Source organism: Myxococcus hansupus (assembly GCF_000280925.3).
Taxonomy (GTDB): Bacteria; Myxococcota; Myxococcia; order Myxococcales; family Myxococcaceae; genus Myxococcus; species Myxococcus hansupus.
Window position 1 is genome coordinate 1,942,501 of sequence record NZ_CP012109.1, and the last position, 20,040, is coordinate 1,962,540.

Below are 20,040 nucleotides of genomic sequence, written 5' to 3' on the forward strand. Positions count from 1 at the left end.
AACTTGGGCTTGCTGTTTGGTTTTGAAGGACTGAGTCCGAAAGGGACTTCAGCTCTTTGAGAATGAAGGACGCTGTAGGGTTTGCCGACGCGGTAGCCCCCTGGGCCTATAGCTCAGCTGGCTAGAGCGCGCGCCTGATAAGCGCGAGGTCGGTGGTTCAAGTCCACCTAGGCCCACCATTTCCTCCCTTGAGAGGAGGAAAGCGGTGACGCGCACTGGCAGGCCCCAGCGATTCTAAAAAGCTTCTCTGAAGTCTAGAGAGCGTTCTTTGACAAGTGCATACGAAGGGTAAGTTCAATTTCTGCTGAGAGAAGTTCTCACAGAAGCCCTGACGAAGTACCCCGCCAACGCCGAGAGGCGAAGGTGAGGGGAAGCAAGTCAGGGCTCAATCAAGCGTAGGTAAATAAGAAGTCTTCCAGGCTTGCTGCGAAGAGCAGGAGTCTGGGCCTTGGTTTCGAGTTTCGACAATCCGCCGGGAGGCGGGCGTGAAACAAGAGATTAGGGCAAGTAAGCTACTAAGGGCGTGCGGTGGATGCCTAGGTGCCAAGAGGCGATGAAGGACGCGGGTGGCTGCGAAAAGCCCCGGGGAGCTGTCAACCGAGCGTTGATCCGGGGATGTCCGAATGGGGAAACCCAGCACTGCGAATAGCGGTGTTACCTTCCACTGAATACATAGGTGGAATGGAGCTAACCAGGGGAAGTGAAACATCTCAGTACCCTGAGGAAGAGAAAACAATGAGTGATTCCCAAAGTAGTGGCGAGCGAAATGGGAGAAGCCCAAACCGAAACCACGAAAGTGGCGTCGGGGTAGAGGGTCCACGGTAGGACTTTGACTTGCTAGCGGAAGCTCCTGGAAAGGGGCACCAAAGAGCGTGATAGTCGCGTACGCGAAAGCGGGTTGGAGCTGAGTGGGTTACCCAAGTAGGGCGGGACACGTGCAATCCTGCCTGAATCAGCCGGGACCATCCGGTAAGGCTAAATACTCCTTGGCGACCGATAGTGAACAAGTACCGCGAGGGAAAGGTGAAAAGAACCCCGGTGAGGGGAGTCAAAAGAACCTGAAACCGCATGTCTACAAGCAGTTCGAGCACTACGGGGCAACCCAGTGCGAGAGCGTACCTTTTGCATCATGATTCGGCGACTTAATATACGTAGCGAGGCTAAGCCGTTAGGTGGAGCCGTAGCGAAAGCGAGTCCGAATAGGGCGAAGAGTTGCGTGTATTATAACCCGAAGCGGGGTGATCTACACATGGCCAGGTTGAAGTGCGGGTAACACCGCATGGAGGACCGAACCCGTGAAAGTTGAAAATTTCTGGGATGAGCTGTGTGTAGGGGTGAAAGGCCAATCAAACTCCGTGATAGCTGGTTCTCCCCGAAAGATATTTAGGTATCGGCTCGGGCAATTCAATGCCGGAGGTAGAGCACTGGAACGGCTAGGGGTCTCACCAGATTACCAAACCGTACCAAACTCCGAATGCCGGCAATTGTTATCCCGGGACGCAGTCAGTGGGTGATAACGTCCATTGGCAAGAGGGGAATAACCCAGACCGACAGCTAAGGCCCCCAAATCTAGTCTAAGTGAACACTAGAAAGGATGTGGCAGGTCATTGACAACCAGGAGGTTGGCTTAGAAGCAGCCATCCTTTAAAGAAAGCGTAATAGCTCACTGGTCAAGACAGGCCGCGCCGAAAATGTAACGGGGCTCAAGACTAGTGCCGAAGCTTCGGGTCACACGTAAAGCGTGTGGCGGTAGGGGAGCGTCCCAGTTGCAGCGAAGGTCGACTGAAAAGGCGGCTGGAGCGGCTGGGAGTGCTGATGCCGAAATGAGTAGCGATAAAGGGGGTGAGAAACCCCCTCGCCGTAAGCCCAAGGTTTCCTGGGTCAAGTTAATCTTCCCAGGGTTAGTCGGAACCTAAGCCGAGGCCGAAAGGCGTAGGTGATGGAAAGCGGGTTAATATTCCTGCACCATCTTGTGAGCGTTGAACTAAGGGAGGACGGAGAAAGCTAGGCGAGCTGACCGGTGGTTGTGTCAGTCTAAAGGTGTAGGGGTGTCGCGTACGAATAAAGGCGCGGCAGCTATCCCCGAGACTCCATGGCGCCCCGTAAGGGGTAAGTCGCTGATGCTCTGCTTCCAAGAAAAGTCCCGTAGGGAGCTTACAGGGTGTCCGTACCGTAAACCGACACAGGTGGGCGAGGAGAAAATCCTAAGGCGCTTGAGAGAACTCTCCTCCAAGGAACTAGGCAAATTTCCACCGTAACTTCGGAAGAAGGTGGGCCTCTGGTAGGTGTAGGCGTACAGCCGAAGCTGAGAGAGGTTGCAGAGAAATGGCGGTAGCGACTGTTTACCAAAAACACAGGACTCTGCGAAGGCGACAAGCCGACGTATAGGGTCTGACTCCTGCCCGGTGCTGGAAGGTTAAGGGGATTCGTCAGCCGCAAGGTGAAGCGATGATCCGAAGCCCCAGTAAACGGCGGCCGTAACTATAACGGTCCTAAGGTAGCGAAATTCCTTGTCGGGTAAGTTCCGACCTGCACGAATGGAGTAACGACTTCCGCGCTGTCTCGGAGAGGGACTCAGCGAAATTGAAATAGCTGTGCCGATGCAGTTTACCCGCAGCAAGACGGAAAGACCCCGTGAACCTTTACTATAACTTGACAGTGACACTAGGGATTGACTGTGTAGGATAGGTGGGAGCCTTTGAAGCCGGGCCGCTAGGTTCGGTGGAGGCAACGGTGAAATACCACCCTGTTGATTTCTGGTGTCTAACCATGTCCCGTCAGCCGGGATTGGGACACTGTCTGGTGGGTAGTTTGACTGGGGCGGTCGCCTCCCAAAAAGTAACGGAGGCGCGCGATGGTTCCCTCAGCCCGATTGGAAACCGGGCGTCGAGTGCAATGGCATAAGGGAGCTTGACTGCGAGACGGACACGTCGAGCAGGTGCGAAAGCAGGTCATAGTGATCCGGTGGTCCTGAATGGAAGGGCCATCGCTCAACGGATAAAAGGTACTCCGGGGATAACAGGCTTATCTCCCCCAAGAGTTCACATCGACGGGGAGGTTTGGCACCTCGATGTCGGCTCATCGCATCCTGGGGCTGGAGCAGGTCCCAAGGGTTTGGCTGTTCGCCAATTAAAGCGGTACGCGAGCTGGGTTCAAAACGTCGTGAGACAGTTTGGTCCCTATCTGCTGTGGGCGTAGGATACTTGAGAGGCTCTGACCTTAGTACGAGAGGACCGGGTTGGAGGCACCGCTGGTGTACCAGTTGTCTCGCCAGAGGCATCGCTGGGTAGCCATGTGCCGATTGGATAACCGCTGAAAGCATCTAAGCGGGAAACCGACCTCAAGACCAGGTATCCCGGGCGCAAGCCCCTGAAGACCCGTCGAAGACTACGACGTTGATAGGCCGGGTGTGTAAGCGTGGTAACACGTTCAGCTAACCGGTACTAATTGGTCGTGAGGCTTACTTTCCCCATTCTCTTGCATGCCCCCTCAAGGGGAGTAAGGGACTCGGGGCCAAGGCCGAGGCTCGAGTGCGACACGCACTCGCCTGGAAGACGTACCTACGCACAGCGAGACTTCGCTTAGTAGAAATTCGAAACTTACCCTTTGTATGCACTGTCGCTTGTTTTCCGGTGGCTATGTCGGAGGGGTCCCACCCGTTCCCATCCCGAACACGGAAGTTAAGCCCTCCAGAGCCGATGGTACTTCGCGGGAAACCGCGCGGGAGAGTAGGTCGCTGCCGGATTCTTTTTGAGAAACCCCTGGTGTCCCTCGTGGACGCCGGGGGTTTTCCTTTTTGGGGCCTTTGGAGTTTCAGGTGCGCCGCTGCGGTGGCGCATAGGCTGCGCCGACATGGACTTCCAGGCGCGACTCGAAGCGCTCACGCACCAGCTCCAGCCCTGGTCTCCGCTCTGGTCCCGCTCCATCCTCCAGGGTTGGCCCGAGTCAGGTGTCGCCTATCCCGAGGAGTGGCTGGCCTACGCCCGGTCGCTCGATGCGTCGGGCGAGCGGCTGCTGGACCAGGGGACGCTCGTGGGTGTCCCGCCTCCATCCCTGTTGGCCCTGCTGAACTCGCTCCACGCGCTGACGGCGCTGCCCTGGCACGAGGGGCTTCACGCGCTGACGGTCGCGGAGACGCAGGGGCTCAGCGCCAAGAAGCGCCACGAACTCGAGCGGGTGCTTGCCCTGCTCGCACCGAGAACGCGCTTCGTCCATGAAGCGGTCGACATTGGCGGCGGCATGGGACACCTCGCCCGCCTCTGTTCGCGGACGTTCGGGTGGACCTTCCACAGCATCGATCGGGACGCCGCACTGCAGGACAAGGGCCGGCGGTGGCTGACGAGGCCCCATCCCCCAGGCGGGGGCACCCTGGGTTTCGTCCTGGCCACCGTCGAGGACGGGCCGCAGCCCCAACTCGATCCGCTCTTTTCTGGCAGGGACCGCGCCTCCATCGGCTTGCACACCTGCGGGCCGCTCGCCCTCACGCAGCTTCGTAAGAGCCAGGGGGCGGGTTTCGTCCTGAACGTCGGGTGCTGCTACGACAAGCTGGAGGTCCCGCGGGACTACCCCGTCTCCCGCTTTGGGAAGGCGCATCCGCTGCCCCTCACCCCGCATGCCCTGGCGTTGACGACGCGGGGACGGCATCACAAGACCGAGGTGGAGTTCGCGCGGATGAAACAGGTGTATGCGTGGCGCTTCGCGTTCGACCTCCTCTCACGGCGGCACTTTCCCGAACGCGGTTTCGTGAGGGCGGGGGACGCGCCTCGGGCGCTCTATGCCGGACGCTTCGCCGCCTACGCGCGAGACCGCCTGGTGCGGCTGGGGCTCGAACCCGGCATGACGGACGCCGAGCTGGATGCCTTCGAGGTGTCCGTTCGCGCCGATACGCGGGACCTCTTGCTCTGCCATCTGCTGCGGGACCGCTTCGCGAGGGCGTTGGAGGTCGTGCTCCTGCTGGATCGCGCGATTCTTCTGGAGGAATCGGGCTTCCAGGTCGAGCTCCTCCAACTCTTCGACCCGCGCCTCTCCCCGCGGAACCTCGCGCTCATCGCTTCGCGGAGCACTTGAGCCGTTCGTGCTCGTGCTCCTCGCTGCGCACCGGGCCCTCGTCGCCCTGGGCGGCATGCGGCCGCTTCCTGAGTGACTGGAGCGGCAAAGTCGCTCGTGCTGAGGGGGCGCCCGGTTTGACGGCGCCTTCACGCGGAGAGAGCGTCACCGCCCAGGTGTTCGTTGGCGCAGGTGACGCTCACTCCAGGGCTGCTGGCTCACTGGTGACGACGTGGGCCTTCCTCAGTTCACGTTGAGAGAGAAGGCACCGCAATGATTTGCATACCCGGTCATGTGCACCAAGACCATCTGGCCTTGTTGAAGGGGGATGCTGACGGAAGACTGTTGTGTGCCACCTGCGTCGTCATTGCAGGCCAACGATGCGCCGCTCACCATGTCCTGGACGTCCAGGACGGTATCGAAGTTCGAACCCGTGCTCGAGAATGTATACGTGCGGGTCGCGGGGGCAATCCAGAGTGCGCTGGAATCTGATGCGGAGGGACTGTACGCGCAGGCCGGCGTCCAATCATTCTGGCCACCGCAGGTGTTGGTCGCCAAGATGGGCGAGCCCAGTCGGGTGCCGGCATGGTGCGCAATCCGCTGGATGTTCAACTTGAACTCACCACATCTCCCACCGAAGCCATCCACATGAATCTTGAGCCGCTGACCCGGGACGAGGAGCGGCGTGAGAATCATGGATTGAAGCGTGTTGCTGGCATCGTCGTTACAGCCCAGAACCTGACCCGTGTCGGCGTCCGTCACCGCGAGCACCGTGTCGTAAGCCGACCCGAACGTTGAAATCAGGTAGTAGGCGTTGCCTTGGGCCGGCGCGGTCCAGTCGAATCCCTGGTCGTTGGAGATGGAGCCTGTACAGGTCGGCTGGTAGTTATTGGAGCCACCGCACGTGTTTCCCTCTGCCACCGTGCGGCCCAAGCTTGATCCCAGATTGCTGTCGATGCGCGCGGACGCAGAGACGAGGGCATAGGCAGTGCCACCTTGAGTGACTTCGAACACCGAATAGAACTCATGGTTGGCGCGGTTCCAGAACAGAGAGGTTCCCATCCGGCCATTGCTCGACATGACGACGGAGGAGGGATCCAACCAGGATGGCGCTGGGCTCGAAGCGCCCGTCCAAGTGCCCGTCCGATAATGCGTCGGACCGTATCCATTGCTTCCCTGTGTGAAATCCGAAATCACGATGCGGAACTGTGATTGGCCATTCACCGTTGCCGAAGCGACGTCGATGAGAGCCCTGCGCGGCAGGATTTGAAGGCTGCGCCAGTTGTCGCTGGGGTCGAGCGCGTTTTCGTAGTGGAGTTCAGTCCGCTCGAAGCCATTGCTGAGGTCACTGGATGCAAGGTAGAAGTCACCTGTCGTCCGGTTCGCTGCGAGCGAGAGCGCCACTGAGCCCGTCTGGCTGGGACTGACGGAGCCGCTCCGCGAAAAAACGTTGGGCCAGTAGATCGGGGAGGGCGTCGAGGGCTTCTCCGCCACGGACAGGCCAAAGAATCCTTCGCTGCCGCAGCCCGAGTAGGGTTGCGAGAAGGTGTACCAGGCCATGCGTACGATGGGGGTCGACGCTGTGGCGCCGTCCGAGACGGCGATGCTGGGATACGTGATGATGTGGCTGTAGCAGAGCGACACCAGATTCACATCAGAGGCCGTGGCGACCGGCGTGGTCTGGGTCGCCGGGAAGGTCGCGTAGAGCACTTGCGGTCCTGCGGACCAGCCCAGGTGCATGGTGTTGCCGTGTGCGGCGATGGATGGGTTTCTCCCCGAGCTGCTCCTGTGGTCGGACGTCACCTTGAAGGGCGTGTTCCAGGTGCCACCCGGGCTCCGGGACCGATAGTGGATTTGACCCGTCCCGTTGCCGTCCACCACATTGCGGACGTAGACCAGGCCAAGGGTGCCATCGTCCGCTACCGCAAGGGCAGGTCGCACCGCCAATGAAGGCTCGAGCACGATGGGACTCGCCCAATTCAGACCGTCCACTGCGGTGGAGTAGTAGATGGTGCCATTCAATTCCCAAACGGCATGCAGTCCGTCCGGGGCGACGACGCTCTTCTTTCCATTGACGTACGAGAGAACTGTGTTCGTTGTGTAGTTGGAGTACTGGGCGACCGTGGCCAGGCCCAGCCCTTGTTCTACCTGTCCGAACTCTTCAAGGTACGGCTCGCCTTCGGGACCACAGCCAGCAGCGAAGAGCACGGCAAAGCACAACAGGTAGCGCGGGGCGAAATGCTTCGGTATTCGCTGCATGCAAGGACCTCCAGGGATTGAGGCGCGAGTCAGGGTTTGTCGCTCAAGGGCGGAAAAGTAGAGCGAACGGGGTCGATTATGGCAAATTTGGCCTTGGGTGGGGATGTGCGTGGTCAGGTGGGTCTGGCTGCTGGCGGGGACGTTTGGGCTCGGTTTGGCGCAGTAGGGTTTGAAGAATGTGAGGATTTTGTAAGGCAGCCATGGTGATTCGGCGTCATGTCGGTCGGGCATGCGTCATGTTGCCGTGCCATGGGGTCGTCGTGTCTTGAGCTGTCGCGCTCAGTCGCTTGAAGGCTCACTGTGTGAGGGAGTTTGTTGTTGTGTGCCATTGCGGCGCATTGGTATGTCGTGCGCGCCGCTGTGTCTGCGATGACCCGGACCGTGGACACCTCGTCGAAGCGCTCATGTCAGCGCCGTCCGTACACTCCCGTTCGCGGTTCTGACAGGGAGCGTGTGTGACGACGGACCCGGTGCTCGTGAATGCGCTGAGAGGGCTCACGGGCGACTCATCGATTCAGTTCAACTGGAACGCCGCAGGAGACTGCACCTCTGTCCTTGTCGAGGAGAGCTCGACCTTCGCGCCCAAGGGCCCCTGAGTTCCGGCGCTGGGAGGCGCTCGTTTGGCGCCTCCCGGCGGTGGGAAGGAGCGTGACACCGCCGAGGTTCGCTGCGCCGTCACCGCGGCCACGCTCGCCCCCGAAGACCTGACTCGGTTGAAGGCCGAGCTGATTCAGGTGGTTCGCGAAGAACTGACCGCCCGTGGAGAGGCCCGCGTCGTCGACGATGGCGCGCGCGTCCCGGCGCCGGAGCCTTCTGCCCAGAGCCTCGTCGCGCAACAGGAGAGCTATCAGGTCATCGACGCCGCCGCTCGCGCGCGGCGCTGGACGAATGAGGACCGGGATGCCTTGCGGCGCGCGTTCGTCGAGATGGCGCCGAATCAACGCATCGAGGTCATGCGCCGGTTCTCCACCAGCCTGAATGGCAAGAAGATCGACCTCCAGACCCAAGGCGCTCCGTTCTGACCTCGGAGGGGGGCGTCTGGATGTCTATTCGGAGCCGCTGCCCGAGGCGTTGCTTCGATTCCGGGGGGCAGCGAACCTCGAATGGGGTGAGTTGGGGCGGCGTGGTCTCGTTGAGTCAGGCGCTCGCGGCCTGTGCGAACCGTCTGGGGTCAGGTGTGCCGTGCGTGAACGCGAGACGTACGGCATGACGCGGCGGTCCAATCTGGGCTAGGCACAGCACCTTCTCGTGGGCGGTCGAAGAGGAGGGGGCCTCGTGCGCATCCTGAAATGGCTCGTTGGAGGCTTGCTGGTCGTGGCCTTGTTGCTGGGCGGGGCGTTCGTCTGGGGTGTGCAGCGGGTGTCACGGGCGCGTGCGGCACGCGTCGAAGCCCTGGGCCCGTTGCTCGCGCGGGCGACGGCCGTGGCGTCCCTGAGTCCCGAGGAGGCTTGTCTCGTCGTCGAGGGCCATTACATGAAGCGGTCGACAGTGCTCACCGCGGACTGTCGGCGTGCCACGCTCGAGGTCACGGGCCCTGGGGTCGTGAAGTTCCGGGGGCTGGTCGTGGCCGATGCATGGGACGACGCGCTCCTGGGTGGGGGCTACGTCCCGACACTCTGTCTCTCGAAGGGCCCTCGCGGGTGGGAGGTCGCGGGGTTCTCACACCAGCTCCTCGACTGTCAGTTCGATGCCCCGACGGGCCCGGAGCCGGCGAAGGAGGCACTTGCCCAGGTGGAGCGTCGGCGGCGCGCCTGGGTGGATGATGCGTTTGTCGCTGTTCGAGATGCGCTGACGCGCCCAGCGTCGGACAAGGCGGTCTGCGAGGGCCTCCCTGCCTTGTCGAAGTGGGACGTGCTGGTCCTGGATGCGGACTTGCTCGGTGAGGACCTGTCCTCGCGGTTGCAGCGGACCACCCGCATCGGAGACATGCTCGGCTATCAGTGCATCCCCGCCATGATGGGGCAGGGGCTGAACCTGGGGCCGTGCGCCGCGAATCAGTTCATCAGCCATGTCGTCGTCATCGACGACATCGACGAACGTCCTTTAGAGGTTGTGGGGAGTCGCTACTCCGGCGGGCGCTATGCCGCGATGGTGAAGCTCGTGGATGTGCGCAAACACGAGGTCCTCTGTCAGCGCGAGGTGTCCTTTCAGCTCCCGGAGAAGCTCCTCCTCGTGAAGCGGCAGGACCTGAACTCCGAGTACCGCAAGCAGGTGCGCGCGGCGCTGCACCAAGCGGTGGAGCAACTCACCCAAGGCTCGTTGACGGCGGAGTTCTAGGCGCGCTGGTTTGACGGGGCGGCCTTCGCTACCGAGTCGCCACGGGCGCAAGGCCGCCAACCACAGCCGGGTACGGCGAACCCTGGTGCCAACGCACAAATGGTGGGTGGGCGCGAAGGGACGCCGCTCAGCTACCCTTGGGCATGTTCAATGCCATCGCGACCAGCGAGAGGGTCAAGTCCTCGGGTTGGTAGGGCTTGAACGGGTTCAGCGTCGTGCCGGTGGAGTCCAGGTGGTCAATGCCGGACAGGGTGACGGCCTTGGAGCCGGGGATGAACGCGTCCTGCGGGAGCACCAGTCCGTCGGACTTCACGCCGTAGCGCTGCTGCATGTACTGCTCGGCGGCGAAAAGCGGCGAGGTGGGGTTCGTGGTGGTGGAGGCCATGCTCACGGTGGGGATTCCCGGGGCATCGGGTGCTTGGCCAGGAACGCCTTGCGGGAGTCGTAGGTCAGGTCCTCACCCGCCTGAATGCTTCCGCCCAGGGCCTCGACGGCGCTGCCCACGCCGTAGCGTACGAGCGGGTTGTCCAGCAGGTCCTGCGCCATCGGAGAACCGCCGTATGGCGACTGGATGGTCACCAGGGCGCGCACGTGCTCCTGGAGCTCTGGGTACATGGCCAGGGCCGCCGCGGAGTCCAGGCCGCCCTTGCTGTGCCCGATGAGCACCACCTGCTTGCCGTTCTTCGCGGCGTCGAGCACCGCCTGACGGACGATGGCCGCGTTGTTCTCCACGCCCATGTCCGTGTCCACGGGGACGCGTCCGACCTGGAGGCCCTGCGCCTCCAGCGCGTCCAGGTTCCGGTCGAAGTAGAGCTGCTTGGGCGCCGCTTCGGAGAACAGGCCGCCTACCGCCAGGTACACGCAGTCCTTGGCTTCGGCGGGCAACACATTCTTGCCTGCACGCACGGCCTGGTTGAGCTTCATGAACTCCGCCGTGGAGTCCTTGGCGGGCGGATACGCCTTCTGGATCCAGCCGATCTTGTCCGCCTCGCCCTTGCCGGGCCAGGGGATGGGGAGGCGCAGGGCGTTGACCTGCGCCAGCGCGTTCGCCCGCTGCAGGTCCGCAGGCGCGCTCGGTGTGAAGTGGTCGCCCTCCATCACGGCGTTGACGCCCCGTGCGGCCTTGGGCTCGACGGGCGCTTCCGGCGTGGCCCGCGTCCGGAGGGACGGGGAGATGCTGGAAGGACGGGTGACCTGGACCATGGAGGACCTCGGGTGGGGGATGCCGAGTTGAGGATCGGGGAGGCTTGCCACCATTGTCGGGGTGGGGCGGCAGAAGTTGCGTGCCTCGTTCCAAGCGCGTGAGAACACGAGAATTCCGGGTTCGTGTCTCAGCGAGGAGACGGCCACCGACTGGGTGACGCCTCCCCGCCTCACCTCCGCGCTGGGCCCGTCAGCGCCCGGTCGCGGCGCGGCTCGCGTCCTGGGGGGCCATCCTCGAGAGGGAGTTCCACCAGCGCTGGACGTTCTTCTGGAGCCCGGACTGCGCTCCCAGGGCGACCAGTGCTTGGATCCCGAACATGATGTCGTAGGCCACCACGTGCTGGTACCCGACCTCTTCGAAGAACTCATCTTTGTTCGTGACGGTGCCCTGGAGCTTGCCCGGTACCTCGATGTTGGGGAGCTGCGTGTAGGGGCCGGGCACGAGGCCTCCAACCTCCGAAGCCACGACGGCGGCGTCGACCGCGAGCGTGATTTCCAGGGGGGCGTGGCCGCTGGCCCACTGCGGGTCATAGAGGGTGGGAATCTGCTTGAGCATGTCGACGACCCACGCGTGGGGCACGGCGTCGAGGCTGTTCCAGATGTTCTGGTTCCAGGCGTAATGGTTCTGGGGCTCGTTCGTGCTGAGCGGCGGGAACACCTTCTGGAAGAACTCGGAGAAGCCCTTGTTGCCGGGCGTAGGGCCCGCCACGGGGAGCACGTGGACATGCCCCCAGCTCCGGAGGTTGAGGGGGCCTCCCCCGGGGTTGAACAGGGCGAGGGCGAGCGTTGGCGCCAGCGCGCCGCCCAGGCTGTGGCCACCGAAGATGAGCGTCTTGGAGCCGGTCCCGCTCCGTGAGTGTAGGAAGTCCCGAAGACTCTGCTGGGTCTTCAACGTGTCGGTCATGCCCAGCAGGTTGTTGACCCCCAAGGCGGTCCCCGTTGAGATAGCGGGCCAGGGGTGGAAGCCCAAGGGCGCGCCGTAGGGCGCCAGGCTCGGGAACGCCTCCGTCCAGAACTTCGTGGTGTTGACGCCGTTGTCCTCCTCGTTTTCGTCATAGCTGGACTTCATGTTGGTCCCAGCGATGGCGACGACATAGACGGACTCGTCAGGGCTCGCCGCGACGTACATGACATTGTCCGCGTAGCTCGTCGCGCTCTCCTCGGCCTCGAAGACCGCGGGTCCCCACACCACGGACCATTGCCCCTCCATGGCCTTCTGGACTTCCGGCAGGGCCAGGTAATCGGTCAGCATGGTTTGCAGTTGCTTGGCCAGCGTCTTTGTATCGCCTTTCGCTTCACCCAGAAGGTTGGATTTCCGAGTGAGGAGATAGGTCTTCTGATAGAGATTGAGGGCAGGGGTGGTGTTGGGCATGGGATTCCTCCGGCGCGTCGTGGATACGACTCGGTGATACGGGTGGGATATGGGCTCCCGGGCCTGGCCCGCGTGCCGACGCGCTGGAAATGCAGGGGCGGTGCCAGCACTTCCGTTAGAGGGAGCGACCCCCATTGCCTCCACCAAGAGTCGGGTTTTGACAGGGGAATGACGTGTCAGCCCCTCGCTTTGACGTGTCTGCTTCTTTGCGCGACGCGCGGTCCCGGCGCATGCCTGCCGATTATGTTCCCGAGGCGAGGCAATCGCGGCGCCCGTGGGGCGTTGCGAAGATTGGCCACTGCCATGGAGCGCACGCATGTTCCGTCGTCCACTGCCGTTCTTGCTGCTGGTTCTTCTCCCCGCGATGGCTGCCTCCGCTGCGTCACCGGAAGCGGAGCGATGGTGGGGCCACGTGCGCGTGCTCGCGGATGACGCGATGGAAGGGCGGGAGACCGGAAGCGAGGGCTACCGGAAGGCCGCGGCCTACGTGGCGGAGCAGCTCGCGGCGATGGGCATCCAGCCGGGCGTGGGCAAGGGGTACGCTCAAGAGGTGACGCTGGTTTCACGGCAACTGGTGGATGCGAGCTCGCGCCTGGCCCTGGTGCGTGGGGGCAAACGCAGCCCGCTGGTCATCGGTCGCGATGCCATCATCGGCTCACGCCTGGGGGAGTCGGGGCAGGTGGATGCCCCGCTGGTGTTCGTGGGACATGGCCTCTCCTGGGCCTGCTCCGGTTCGGTGGACAGGTTGACTATGCTGCCAGCCTCTTGGTTTCGGCCATCCGCTCGTACTCCGCAGGGCAGACGTAGCCCAGGGCTGAGTGGCGCCGCTTCCGGTTGTAGAACACCTCAATGTACTCGAACAGCGACTGCTTCGCCGCCTCACGCGTCTTGAAGCGGGTGACGTAGACGAGCTCCAACTTCAGGGTGGAGAAGAAGCTTTCCGCCACGGCGTTGTCCCAGCAGTTACCCTTGCGCGACATGCTGCATCCGATGCCGTGCTCCTCCAGCAGCCGGCGGTAGTCCTCGCTTGCGTATTGGCTGCCCCTATCCGAGTGGTGAAGTTGCGGGGCGGGACGGCTGAGCAACGCCATGTCGAGTGCGCGCAGCACCAGGCCGCGGTCGATTCTCTCGCCCATCGCCCAGCCCACCACCTTGCGGCTGAAGAGGTCCAGCAGCACCGCCAGGTACAGCCAGCCCTCGTCGGTCCAGACATAGGTGATGTCACCCACCCACGTACGGTGGAGCTGACCGGGTTGGAAGTTCCTCTCCAGGGTGTTCGGCGCCACGGGGTGGTGGTGGGCCGAGTCGGTGGTCCGTACGAAGCGACGCCGTGCACGGCCACGCAGGCCCGCCTGGCGCATCAGGCGAGCCACTCGCTTCCGCGCCACCCGCTGGCCTCTCGCTTTGAGTTCCGCATGCACCCGCGGAGCGCCGTACGTGCCCCGGCTCTCCTGGTGGACGGCTGCCACTTCGAGATGAAGCGCCCGGTCGCGTTGCTTCCGCTCGCACTCGGGCCGCGCCGCCCAGGCGTAGTAGCCACTGCGTGAGACGCCCAGGTGACGACAGAGGACAGCGACGGGAAAGAGGGCCTTCTTCGCGTGGATGAAGGAGAACTTCACTTCATCTCCTTCGCGAAGAAGGCCGCCGCGTTTTTTAGTATCTCCCGCTCCATCCGCAGCTCCCGGTTCTCCTTGCGCAGCCGAGAGAGTTCCTCGCGCTCCACCGTCGTCAGCGCTCCAGGCCTGCCCCCGCCCCGGTCCGTCTTCGTCTGCTCGACCCACAGCCGCAGCGCTGACTCCGTCAGGTCCAAGTCTCGGGCGGCCTGGGGAATCGTTTTCCCCTCCTCCAGCACCAGCCTCACCGCCCCGGCCTTGAACTCCGCCGTGAACTCCCGGCGTGGCCTACGGGGCTTCCTCTGCTTCTCGTCAGTCGCGGACATCCCGTGCTCCTTCCATCACATCTCGGGTGTCCACGGAACCGGGCTACTCCCACTCCATCCCCGAAGCGGGACATGACGACTTCGAGGGGCTGGAGCTCCAGGGAAAGGTGGCCGTGTTTCTCTACGGTGGGCCTTCTCACATCCCCGGTGCGCTTCGCGCCCACCACAGCTCGACGGAGGAACGAATCAAGGCGCTCCGGAAGGCAGGGGCGGTGGGCGTCGTGATGTTGCAGAACCCGAAGAGCGAGGAGATGCCCTGGGCGCGTGTGGCCTCGTCGCGGTTCGAGCCGGCCATGACCTTCGCCGACCCGTCGCTGGTCGAGGACCAGGGGCTGAAGGTGAGCGCCGTCTTCAACTCTCGCCACGCCGAGAAGCTGTTCGCTGGCGCGCGGCACTCCTTCAAGGACGTGCTGGCGATGGCGGATGCGAACCGGCCACTGCCGCGCTTCGAACTGCCCAGCCGGCTCGAGGCGCGGGCGGAGTGGAAGCAGGCTCCGGTGGCCTCCTCCAATGTCGTGGGGGTGTTGCCCGGCAGTGATGCCACGTTGGCGAAGGAGTACGTCGTCCTCACCGCACACCTGGACCACATCGGCGTCGGTGTGCCGGTGAAGGGCGACGCCATCTACAACGGCGCCATGGACAACGCGACGGGCGTGGCCGCGGTATTGGAGGTGGCTCGGACGCTTCAGGCGCTGAAGCCGAAGCGTTCCGTGCTCTTCCTGCTGGTGACGGGAGAAGAGAAGGGACTGCTGGGGGCTCGCTACTTCGCCGCGAAACCGACGGTGCCCCTGTCCTCGATCGTCGCCAACTTCAACATGGACATGTTCCTGCCGTTGTTCCCGCTCAACCACCTGTTGGCCTTGGGGCAGGAGGAGTCCTCCCTGGTGGCGCCGCTTCAGCAGGTCGCCACGGCCCATGGTGTTACGCTGGTTCCAGACCCCGCGCCCAACCGCATGCTGTTCATCCGTAGCGACCAGTACGCCTTCATCCGCAAGGGCGTCCCCGCGCTGTCCTTCAAGTTCAGTCACGCGCCGGGCTCCCCCGAGGAGCGCTTGATGAAGGCCTGGCACACCCGCCACTACCACGCGCCCTCGGATGACCTGCGCCAGCCCATGGACCGGGAGGCGGCGGCGAAGTTCGTCCGGCTGCTCTCGGACCTCACCCTCGCCGTGGCCAATACTCCCGAGCGACCGCGCTGGAACGACACCAGCTTCTTCCGGAGGTTTGCTTCGCCGTTGGTGGAGGAGGCCCGGCAGCGGGAACCTTGAGCGCCGGCAAGCGCGCATTCCATCATGCGCCGGTCCCCCGCCGAGCGAGACGCTGCGCTCGTTGGCTGTGCGGAGCATGCACGCTCCCGAGAGGTCCGTCGAACGGAGTCCTCGCATCACGCCGTTGGTTCGCCTCTCCGCACGCTCCGTGACTTTCTCGCGCGGGATAATCTCGTCACCGCAGGCGGTTCGCGTCGTTCATGGCGATCCCCAACAGCTTCCGTGCGTCGTTCATCTCTGTGCTCGTCATTGGCACCGCCGCTCCGGCGCTCGCCGCCCCGGCGGCTCCTCCCGCTCCCGTGGCGGAGGTCGGTCCCAGTGGAGTGGGGATGTTGTTCCCCTCCGAGCCCTCTGGCAGCAGCTTTTACCTTGGTGACGGTGACCCCACTGACTCCGCGCCATTGTTCGACATGGAGGGCGACGCGGCCACGCCCGGCTTCGATGCCGGCATCCCCTACTGGTCGACCACCGGTCACCGCGTCACATACGCGAGCGGCAAGCCCGCGGGAAAGACGGTGCGGCTCCACCTCCGTCCCGGTGGTGGCGAGCAGTCCTTCACTTGGCGTGACGGCGCTCTCGAGAACGGTTTCATTGGCAGCCCTGCTGATCTCTTGAACTTCGAGGCGACCGTCTACGTGCGGGTTCACGAGGACAACGGGACGCACCACTCCATGTCCTGGAAGATGCGTGGCGGCGAGCACACGAAGCCCGAGGTGGCTCGCTCGAGCTGCGTTGGCATGAGCGTCCCGTTCGGAGGCGTCTCGCCCCAGGCCTACCGCGAGCTCGACCACCCGACCTACGACCACCTCGCGCTCACGCCTTCCTTCGACTACCAACTGCAGGAAGGCCACTGGCTCGGCGTGAAGGTGGTCTCGTATCTGGTCGAGGGCGGCACCCGGAATCTGCTGTTCCTGGACACGCAGCCCTTCGACGCCTCCGGGACGCCGCGAAACGAGTTCCACCTCTTCACTGAATGGCATGACCGAGATGGCGAGAGCACCGGTCACTACGACCGGGCAGCCAGGTGGGCCGGCTGGGAGACGACTTTTCGCGTGGACGGTTGGCGGAGGGTCGACTTCGCCTATCCCTCGGCACGTGAGATCGTGCCACCGACCTCCTGATTGGCGGGTGGTGGCTCCGAAGCTTCACGCATGTGCCAGCGAGACGTTCATCTCTGGCCTCGGACCCACCGTTGGATGACAGGGGCCTCCCGTCATCCAACGGTGTGCGGGACGTCCTGGCGTGAACGCAGGCGCTCAGTGGGCGACGTTGGTTCGCACCAGCGTGTCCACCAGGGGCAGGGTGTCGAGCGTGCTGGCAATCCAGGGCAGCTCCTCGACGTATGTCCCATCCGCGAGCAGCCGTGAGTAGTGCGCATAGCGTGCGGCAAGCGCGTTCAGTCGGGCCTGGGCGCCGCCAATCATGCAGTCACCTACGGGGTCGTCTTGCGTCACGCCGGGCACGCCCAGCGTCGTGGACCGGCAGGCCGGAAAGGGCGCCGGCGCCGACCCGGGCGTGGTGTCCAGGTGGGGCTGCCCGGCGAGCGGATAGAACGTGCCACCACCGCAGGACCGGCCCGGGGACGACGTGGGTGAGCAGGCGTAAGCATTGAACGCGGTGGCGAACGTATTGCTGAGCTGGGGGCTGGAGGCCATGTCGACCGGGATGGAGCGCTGGCCGAAGAGCAGGCTCCCGAGCAGGTCGTCGCTGCCGAGCGCTACCGGGAAGCCCATCCGCGTGAAGGCCTGAAGCTGACGCGCCGCCCGGGTCATGTCGGCGGCAGCCACCTGGAGTGGCGTGTTGGCGTTGTAGAGCTCGGTCAGGACCCGGTAGTAGTACCAACGCTGCCGGCCCTGGAGAAACGCAGTCATCCGCGTCTGCGCCGAGGTGATGAGCGCCGAGTTGGTGGAGATGGTCGCGGACTGCTCGAAGAGGGCCTTGTCGCGTGGCCAGCGGACGAGGAGCGCGTCCTCCACCTCGATGGGCGGAGGCGGATTGGTCGGGCAGTGAATGCCGAGGCACTCGTGGTGGGTACGGATTTCAGGCCACGTGTAGGTTGCCGTCTTGGCGTTCACCCACGTCAGGTCGGGGTTCTTGCTTGGGCGAGGAGGGAACACAGGCGGCTGGGGATCGCTCTGGGCGGCCCAGCGGAAGCGGGTGTGGATCGCGAGCCGGAGCCTCGCGTAACGCGAGTAGGTGTTCCCTGAGTAGACCTCTCGCGCATTGACCCAGGACACGTCGTAGCACTGAGAAAGCTGCGGCAGCTCGAGGGTCTGTCCGACGGTGGGCGAGTAGGCGTAGTTCGCGAAGCGCAGCTCGGTTGCCAGCGTCCTGTAGGTCACGTTGGTCGGACGCGTGAGCTGTGGATTCCACGAGGTGGGCGTGCACTTGGTGAGACTCGCCAGGTCCGGTGGCAGCGTCGACTCGGGGATGGGCTGGTTGGCGGGGGCGAAGACCTTGTAGGTCTTGGGGACAGACACGTTCCGTTCCTGGCGCCTCAGCACCTCACCCGTCCGGAGGGTGGTCAACTGGTTGCCGAACCTCACGAGCGCGGACCGGTGCTCGTTGATGAGGCTGGTGAAGATGGGATTGGTGAGGTGGCCCGCGGAGTCGGGCTGCGGCGCCGGACGGCTGAAGCTCGAAGCGACGTCCAGGATGCGCTGACCCTCCAGCGAAATCTGTGCGCTCCGTGTCGAGTTGACCTGCCTTGCGTAGCCAGGGTTCTGCAGGGCGAGCAGGGCGTAGGCCTGGGCTGCGAAGTTCCAGACCGAGGGGTTCGCGAAGGCACTCGAGGGCGAGGCCACGCGGGAGTCACGGAAGCTGCCCAGCCGGGCCAGGTAGCTGAGCGAGCTGGACTCGCCGTAGCTGTTGAGGATGTCGGTCGGGTTGACGCCCGGCGCGATGGCGAGCGAGGGCGGGACCACGAAGGCCGCGTGCGTCGCGATGCCAGTGGCCGCGTAGTGGAACTCGTTTTCGGGGCCCGTGTATTCGCCGTAGGTGGGAATCGGGTGGCCATAGGTGTCCGCGTAGCCGATGTACTGGTTCACATCCGCGCGGGTGTCATGAAGCTCGACGTCTCCGATGGCAGTCAGGATGGTGGCCGCCACGGACTCCAGCCGCAGCGCTTGTTCGGCGAGCTGGTTCTGGACGTGGATGAGGGCGACGGTGTTGCCGGCAATGGCGGCATTGAGCCGGTCAAACTCCTGGAGCATGGTGCCGAAGATGACGTTGAGGGCCAGCTCGATGTGGTCGAAGCGCTCGCGCATCTCGATATGAAGCGCGCGCACCTCCTGCCTCAGTGCCATGACGTGCTGCAGGATTTGCTGGTCGAGCGAGGGGCCGCTGTCTCCCAGGAGGCCCACCAGCGTCATCACGGCGCCCAGGACGTTCGCGACCAGCACCAGGGACGCGCCGGAGGTGAGGGCTCCCGCCGCGCCGAGGCCGGCGACGGACGTGTCGAACTTGTTGATGGCGGTGACGATGGAGAACCATGCAGCCGCGATCTTCTCGATCTTCTCACCCTCCTTGGCGTTGGCGATGCGCGCCAGATTTCCCAGCAGCTTGGCCGCGACCGAGGCGACATCGATTTCCTTCTGCTGCGCTTCCGCGGTGGCGGTGGCCGCCGCGCGTTGCTGTGGGGTGCAGGACGTCGTGGGCGTGGCGGGGCAGATGCTCAACAACTGCGCGAGTCGGGCACGGGCCTGTTCGCTCTCCGCGGCGAGCGCGACGACCACCAGCTCGAACTGGCGTCGAATCTCTTGGAGGAAAGACTCCTGGGACGTCAGGTGGGCCAGGATGGCGTCGATGTCCAGGTGGACGAGGAGCTGTGGGTCGGACTTGAGCTGCGCCAGCGGGGCCGTGGCGTCCACGCCCACCGGCTGACCCAGGCTTTCGTTCCACCGGAATGCGAACGTGGCGTCCTGGGCCGCCTGCCGGCGGACCGCCGTCCACACGGCGAGCTCGACTTCGTTGCGCGCGCGCAGCCAGGCCGTGGCGCGCAATGAGCCATTCACCAGGTCTTCTCGCGTGTCGAACGTGGTCACGGAGGCGCCGAGCGTCCTGTCCACGAGCAGGCGGAGCTGGGGCGAGGAGGCAGCGGCGCTCTGGGCGTCCGTGAACAGGAATGCGACGAGCTTCAGCGCGGCGACGGGCTCGGACAGCATCGCATCCGAAGCCAGGATGGACGCGGCCAGACGCTGCTGGAGGCCGGTCAGGTGTTGGTGGACCTCCGCCGAAGTGGCCGCTGGATTCTGACGACGCCATTCGACGAGCTCCGCCGAGAGCACGAGGCGCACCAGTCCCTGATGGCCACCTTCGCGGACCTGCACCTGGGCTGAGAAGAGGTGCTCGGCCAGGACGTCGGAGGTCATTGGCACCGGCGCGGCCTGGGCGGAAAGTCCCAGGCCCCACACCATCGCGATGACTGCTGTTGCATGTATTGTTGTTGGTCGAAATCCGCCAAGCATGAAGCCCTCCTGGGCGATTCGGCGCGGTTGTTTGAGACGGGGAGTTTTGTGTTCGCGTGCGTCATGCCGCCGTGCCGACACGATGGGTTGAGATGCCGCGGGCCCCGTCAGCCTGACTGGGTCCTCACGGACGAACGCATCGCGTGTGTACGGAATGGGCTGTTACTGAATCCCTGCGAGCGCCATGTCGACGCTCTGTTTCATGACGCT

General features: G+C 63.9%; 11 protein-coding genes, 1 tRNA gene and 2 rRNA genes. 8 read left to right on the forward strand and 6 right to left on the reverse strand.

Features of this window, described 5'->3' with window-relative positions:
* Window positions 1-102 precede the first annotated feature (102 nt).
* From A176_RS08000 to A176_RS08015, 4 genes are all read left to right on the forward strand, one after another.
* Window positions 103-179, forward strand: a tRNA-Ile gene (locus tag A176_RS08000).
* Window positions 180-505: 326 nt separating this feature from the next.
* Window positions 506-3,468: ribosomal RNA gene (locus A176_RS08005) — 23S ribosomal RNA — on the forward strand.
* Window positions 3,469-3,628: 160 nt separating this feature from the next.
* Window positions 3,629-3,745, forward strand: a 5S ribosomal RNA gene (rrf, locus tag A176_RS08010).
* A gap of 107 nt (window positions 3,746-3,852) precedes the next feature.
* On the forward strand, window positions 3,853-5,067 hold the full coding sequence (locus A176_RS08015; protein WP_002640816.1) for a methyltransferase: 1,215 nt from the start codon (window positions 3,853-3,855) through the stop codon (window positions 5,065-5,067).
* A 222-nt stretch (window positions 5,068-5,289) separates the two neighbouring features.
* On the opposite strand, the gene A176_RS08020 is transcribed toward A176_RS08015, so the two are convergent.
* Window positions 5,290-7,305 carry a hypothetical protein gene (locus A176_RS08020; RefSeq protein ID WP_044891159.1) on the reverse strand — a complete coding sequence of 672 codons (2,016 nt, stop codon included), beginning with the start codon at window positions 7,303-7,305 and terminating at the stop codon, window positions 5,290-5,292.
* Window positions 7,306-8,018: 713 nt separating this feature from the next.
* On the opposite strand from A176_RS08020, the gene A176_RS08025 reads away from it, so the two are divergent.
* Together A176_RS08025 and A176_RS08030 are read left to right on the forward strand one after the other, a co-directional pair.
* The gene (locus tag A176_RS08025) at window positions 8,019-8,327 is read left to right on the forward strand and encodes a hypothetical protein (protein ID WP_144429515.1); all 309 of its coding nucleotides are present in this window, start codon (window positions 8,019-8,021) and stop codon (window positions 8,325-8,327) included.
* 253 nt (window positions 8,328-8,580) lie between these two features.
* A complete protein-coding gene (locus A176_RS08030; protein WP_002640812.1) occupies window positions 8,581-9,582 on the forward strand; it encodes a hypothetical protein in 1,002 nt (333 codons plus the stop codon).
* Window positions 9,583-9,709: 127 nt separating this feature from the next.
* On the opposite strand, the gene A176_RS39745 is transcribed toward A176_RS08030, so the two are convergent.
* The 4 genes from A176_RS39745 to A176_RS08045 form a co-directional block, all read right to left on the reverse strand.
* Window positions 9,710-9,973, reverse strand: a complete 264-nt coding sequence (locus tag A176_RS39745; protein ID WP_226994238.1) for a hypothetical protein — start codon at window positions 9,971-9,973, stop codon at window positions 9,710-9,712.
* Window positions 9,970-10,785, reverse strand: coding sequence for a lipase family alpha/beta hydrolase (locus A176_RS08035; protein ID WP_226994239.1), 816 nt, complete (start codon window positions 10,783-10,785; stop codon window positions 9,970-9,972). The genes A176_RS39745 and A176_RS08035 overlap by 4 nt, the downstream gene beginning before the upstream one ends.
* Before the next feature lie 190 nt (window positions 10,786-10,975).
* Window positions 10,976-12,157 (reverse strand): lipase family protein, encoded by a 1,182-nt coding sequence (locus A176_RS08040; RefSeq protein WP_002640810.1) that lies wholly within the window; start codon window positions 12,155-12,157, stop codon window positions 10,976-10,978.
* Window positions 12,158-12,906: 749 nt separating this feature from the next.
* A protein-coding gene (locus A176_RS08045) for an IS3 family transposase (RefSeq protein ID WP_226993910.1) occupies window positions 12,907-14,096 on the reverse strand; the annotation gives its coding sequence in 2 pieces (ribosomal slippage) (window positions 12,907-13,814 and window positions 13,814-14,096; 1,191 coding nt in all).
* A gap of 26 nt (window positions 14,097-14,122) precedes the next feature.
* Here A176_RS08045 and A176_RS08055 point away from each other — a divergent pair.
* Together A176_RS08055 and A176_RS08060 are read left to right on the forward strand one after the other, a co-directional pair.
* A complete protein-coding gene (locus A176_RS08055; protein ID WP_002640854.1) occupies window positions 14,123-15,364 on the forward strand; it encodes a M20/M25/M40 family metallo-hydrolase in 1,242 nt (413 codons plus the stop codon).
* A gap of 200 nt (window positions 15,365-15,564) precedes the next feature.
* The gene (locus tag A176_RS08060) at window positions 15,565-16,485 is read left to right on the forward strand and encodes a hypothetical protein (protein ID WP_002640853.1); all 921 of its coding nucleotides are present in this window, start codon (window positions 15,565-15,567) and stop codon (window positions 16,483-16,485) included.
* 135 nt (window positions 16,486-16,620) lie between these two features.
* Here A176_RS08060 and A176_RS08065 read toward each other — a convergent pair whose 3' ends face one another.
* Complete coding sequence (locus A176_RS08065; RefSeq protein ID WP_144429517.1) at window positions 16,621-19,734, reverse strand: hypothetical protein; 3,114 nt, start codon at window positions 19,732-19,734, stop codon at window positions 16,621-16,623.
* Window positions 19,735-20,040 lie beyond the last annotated feature (306 nt).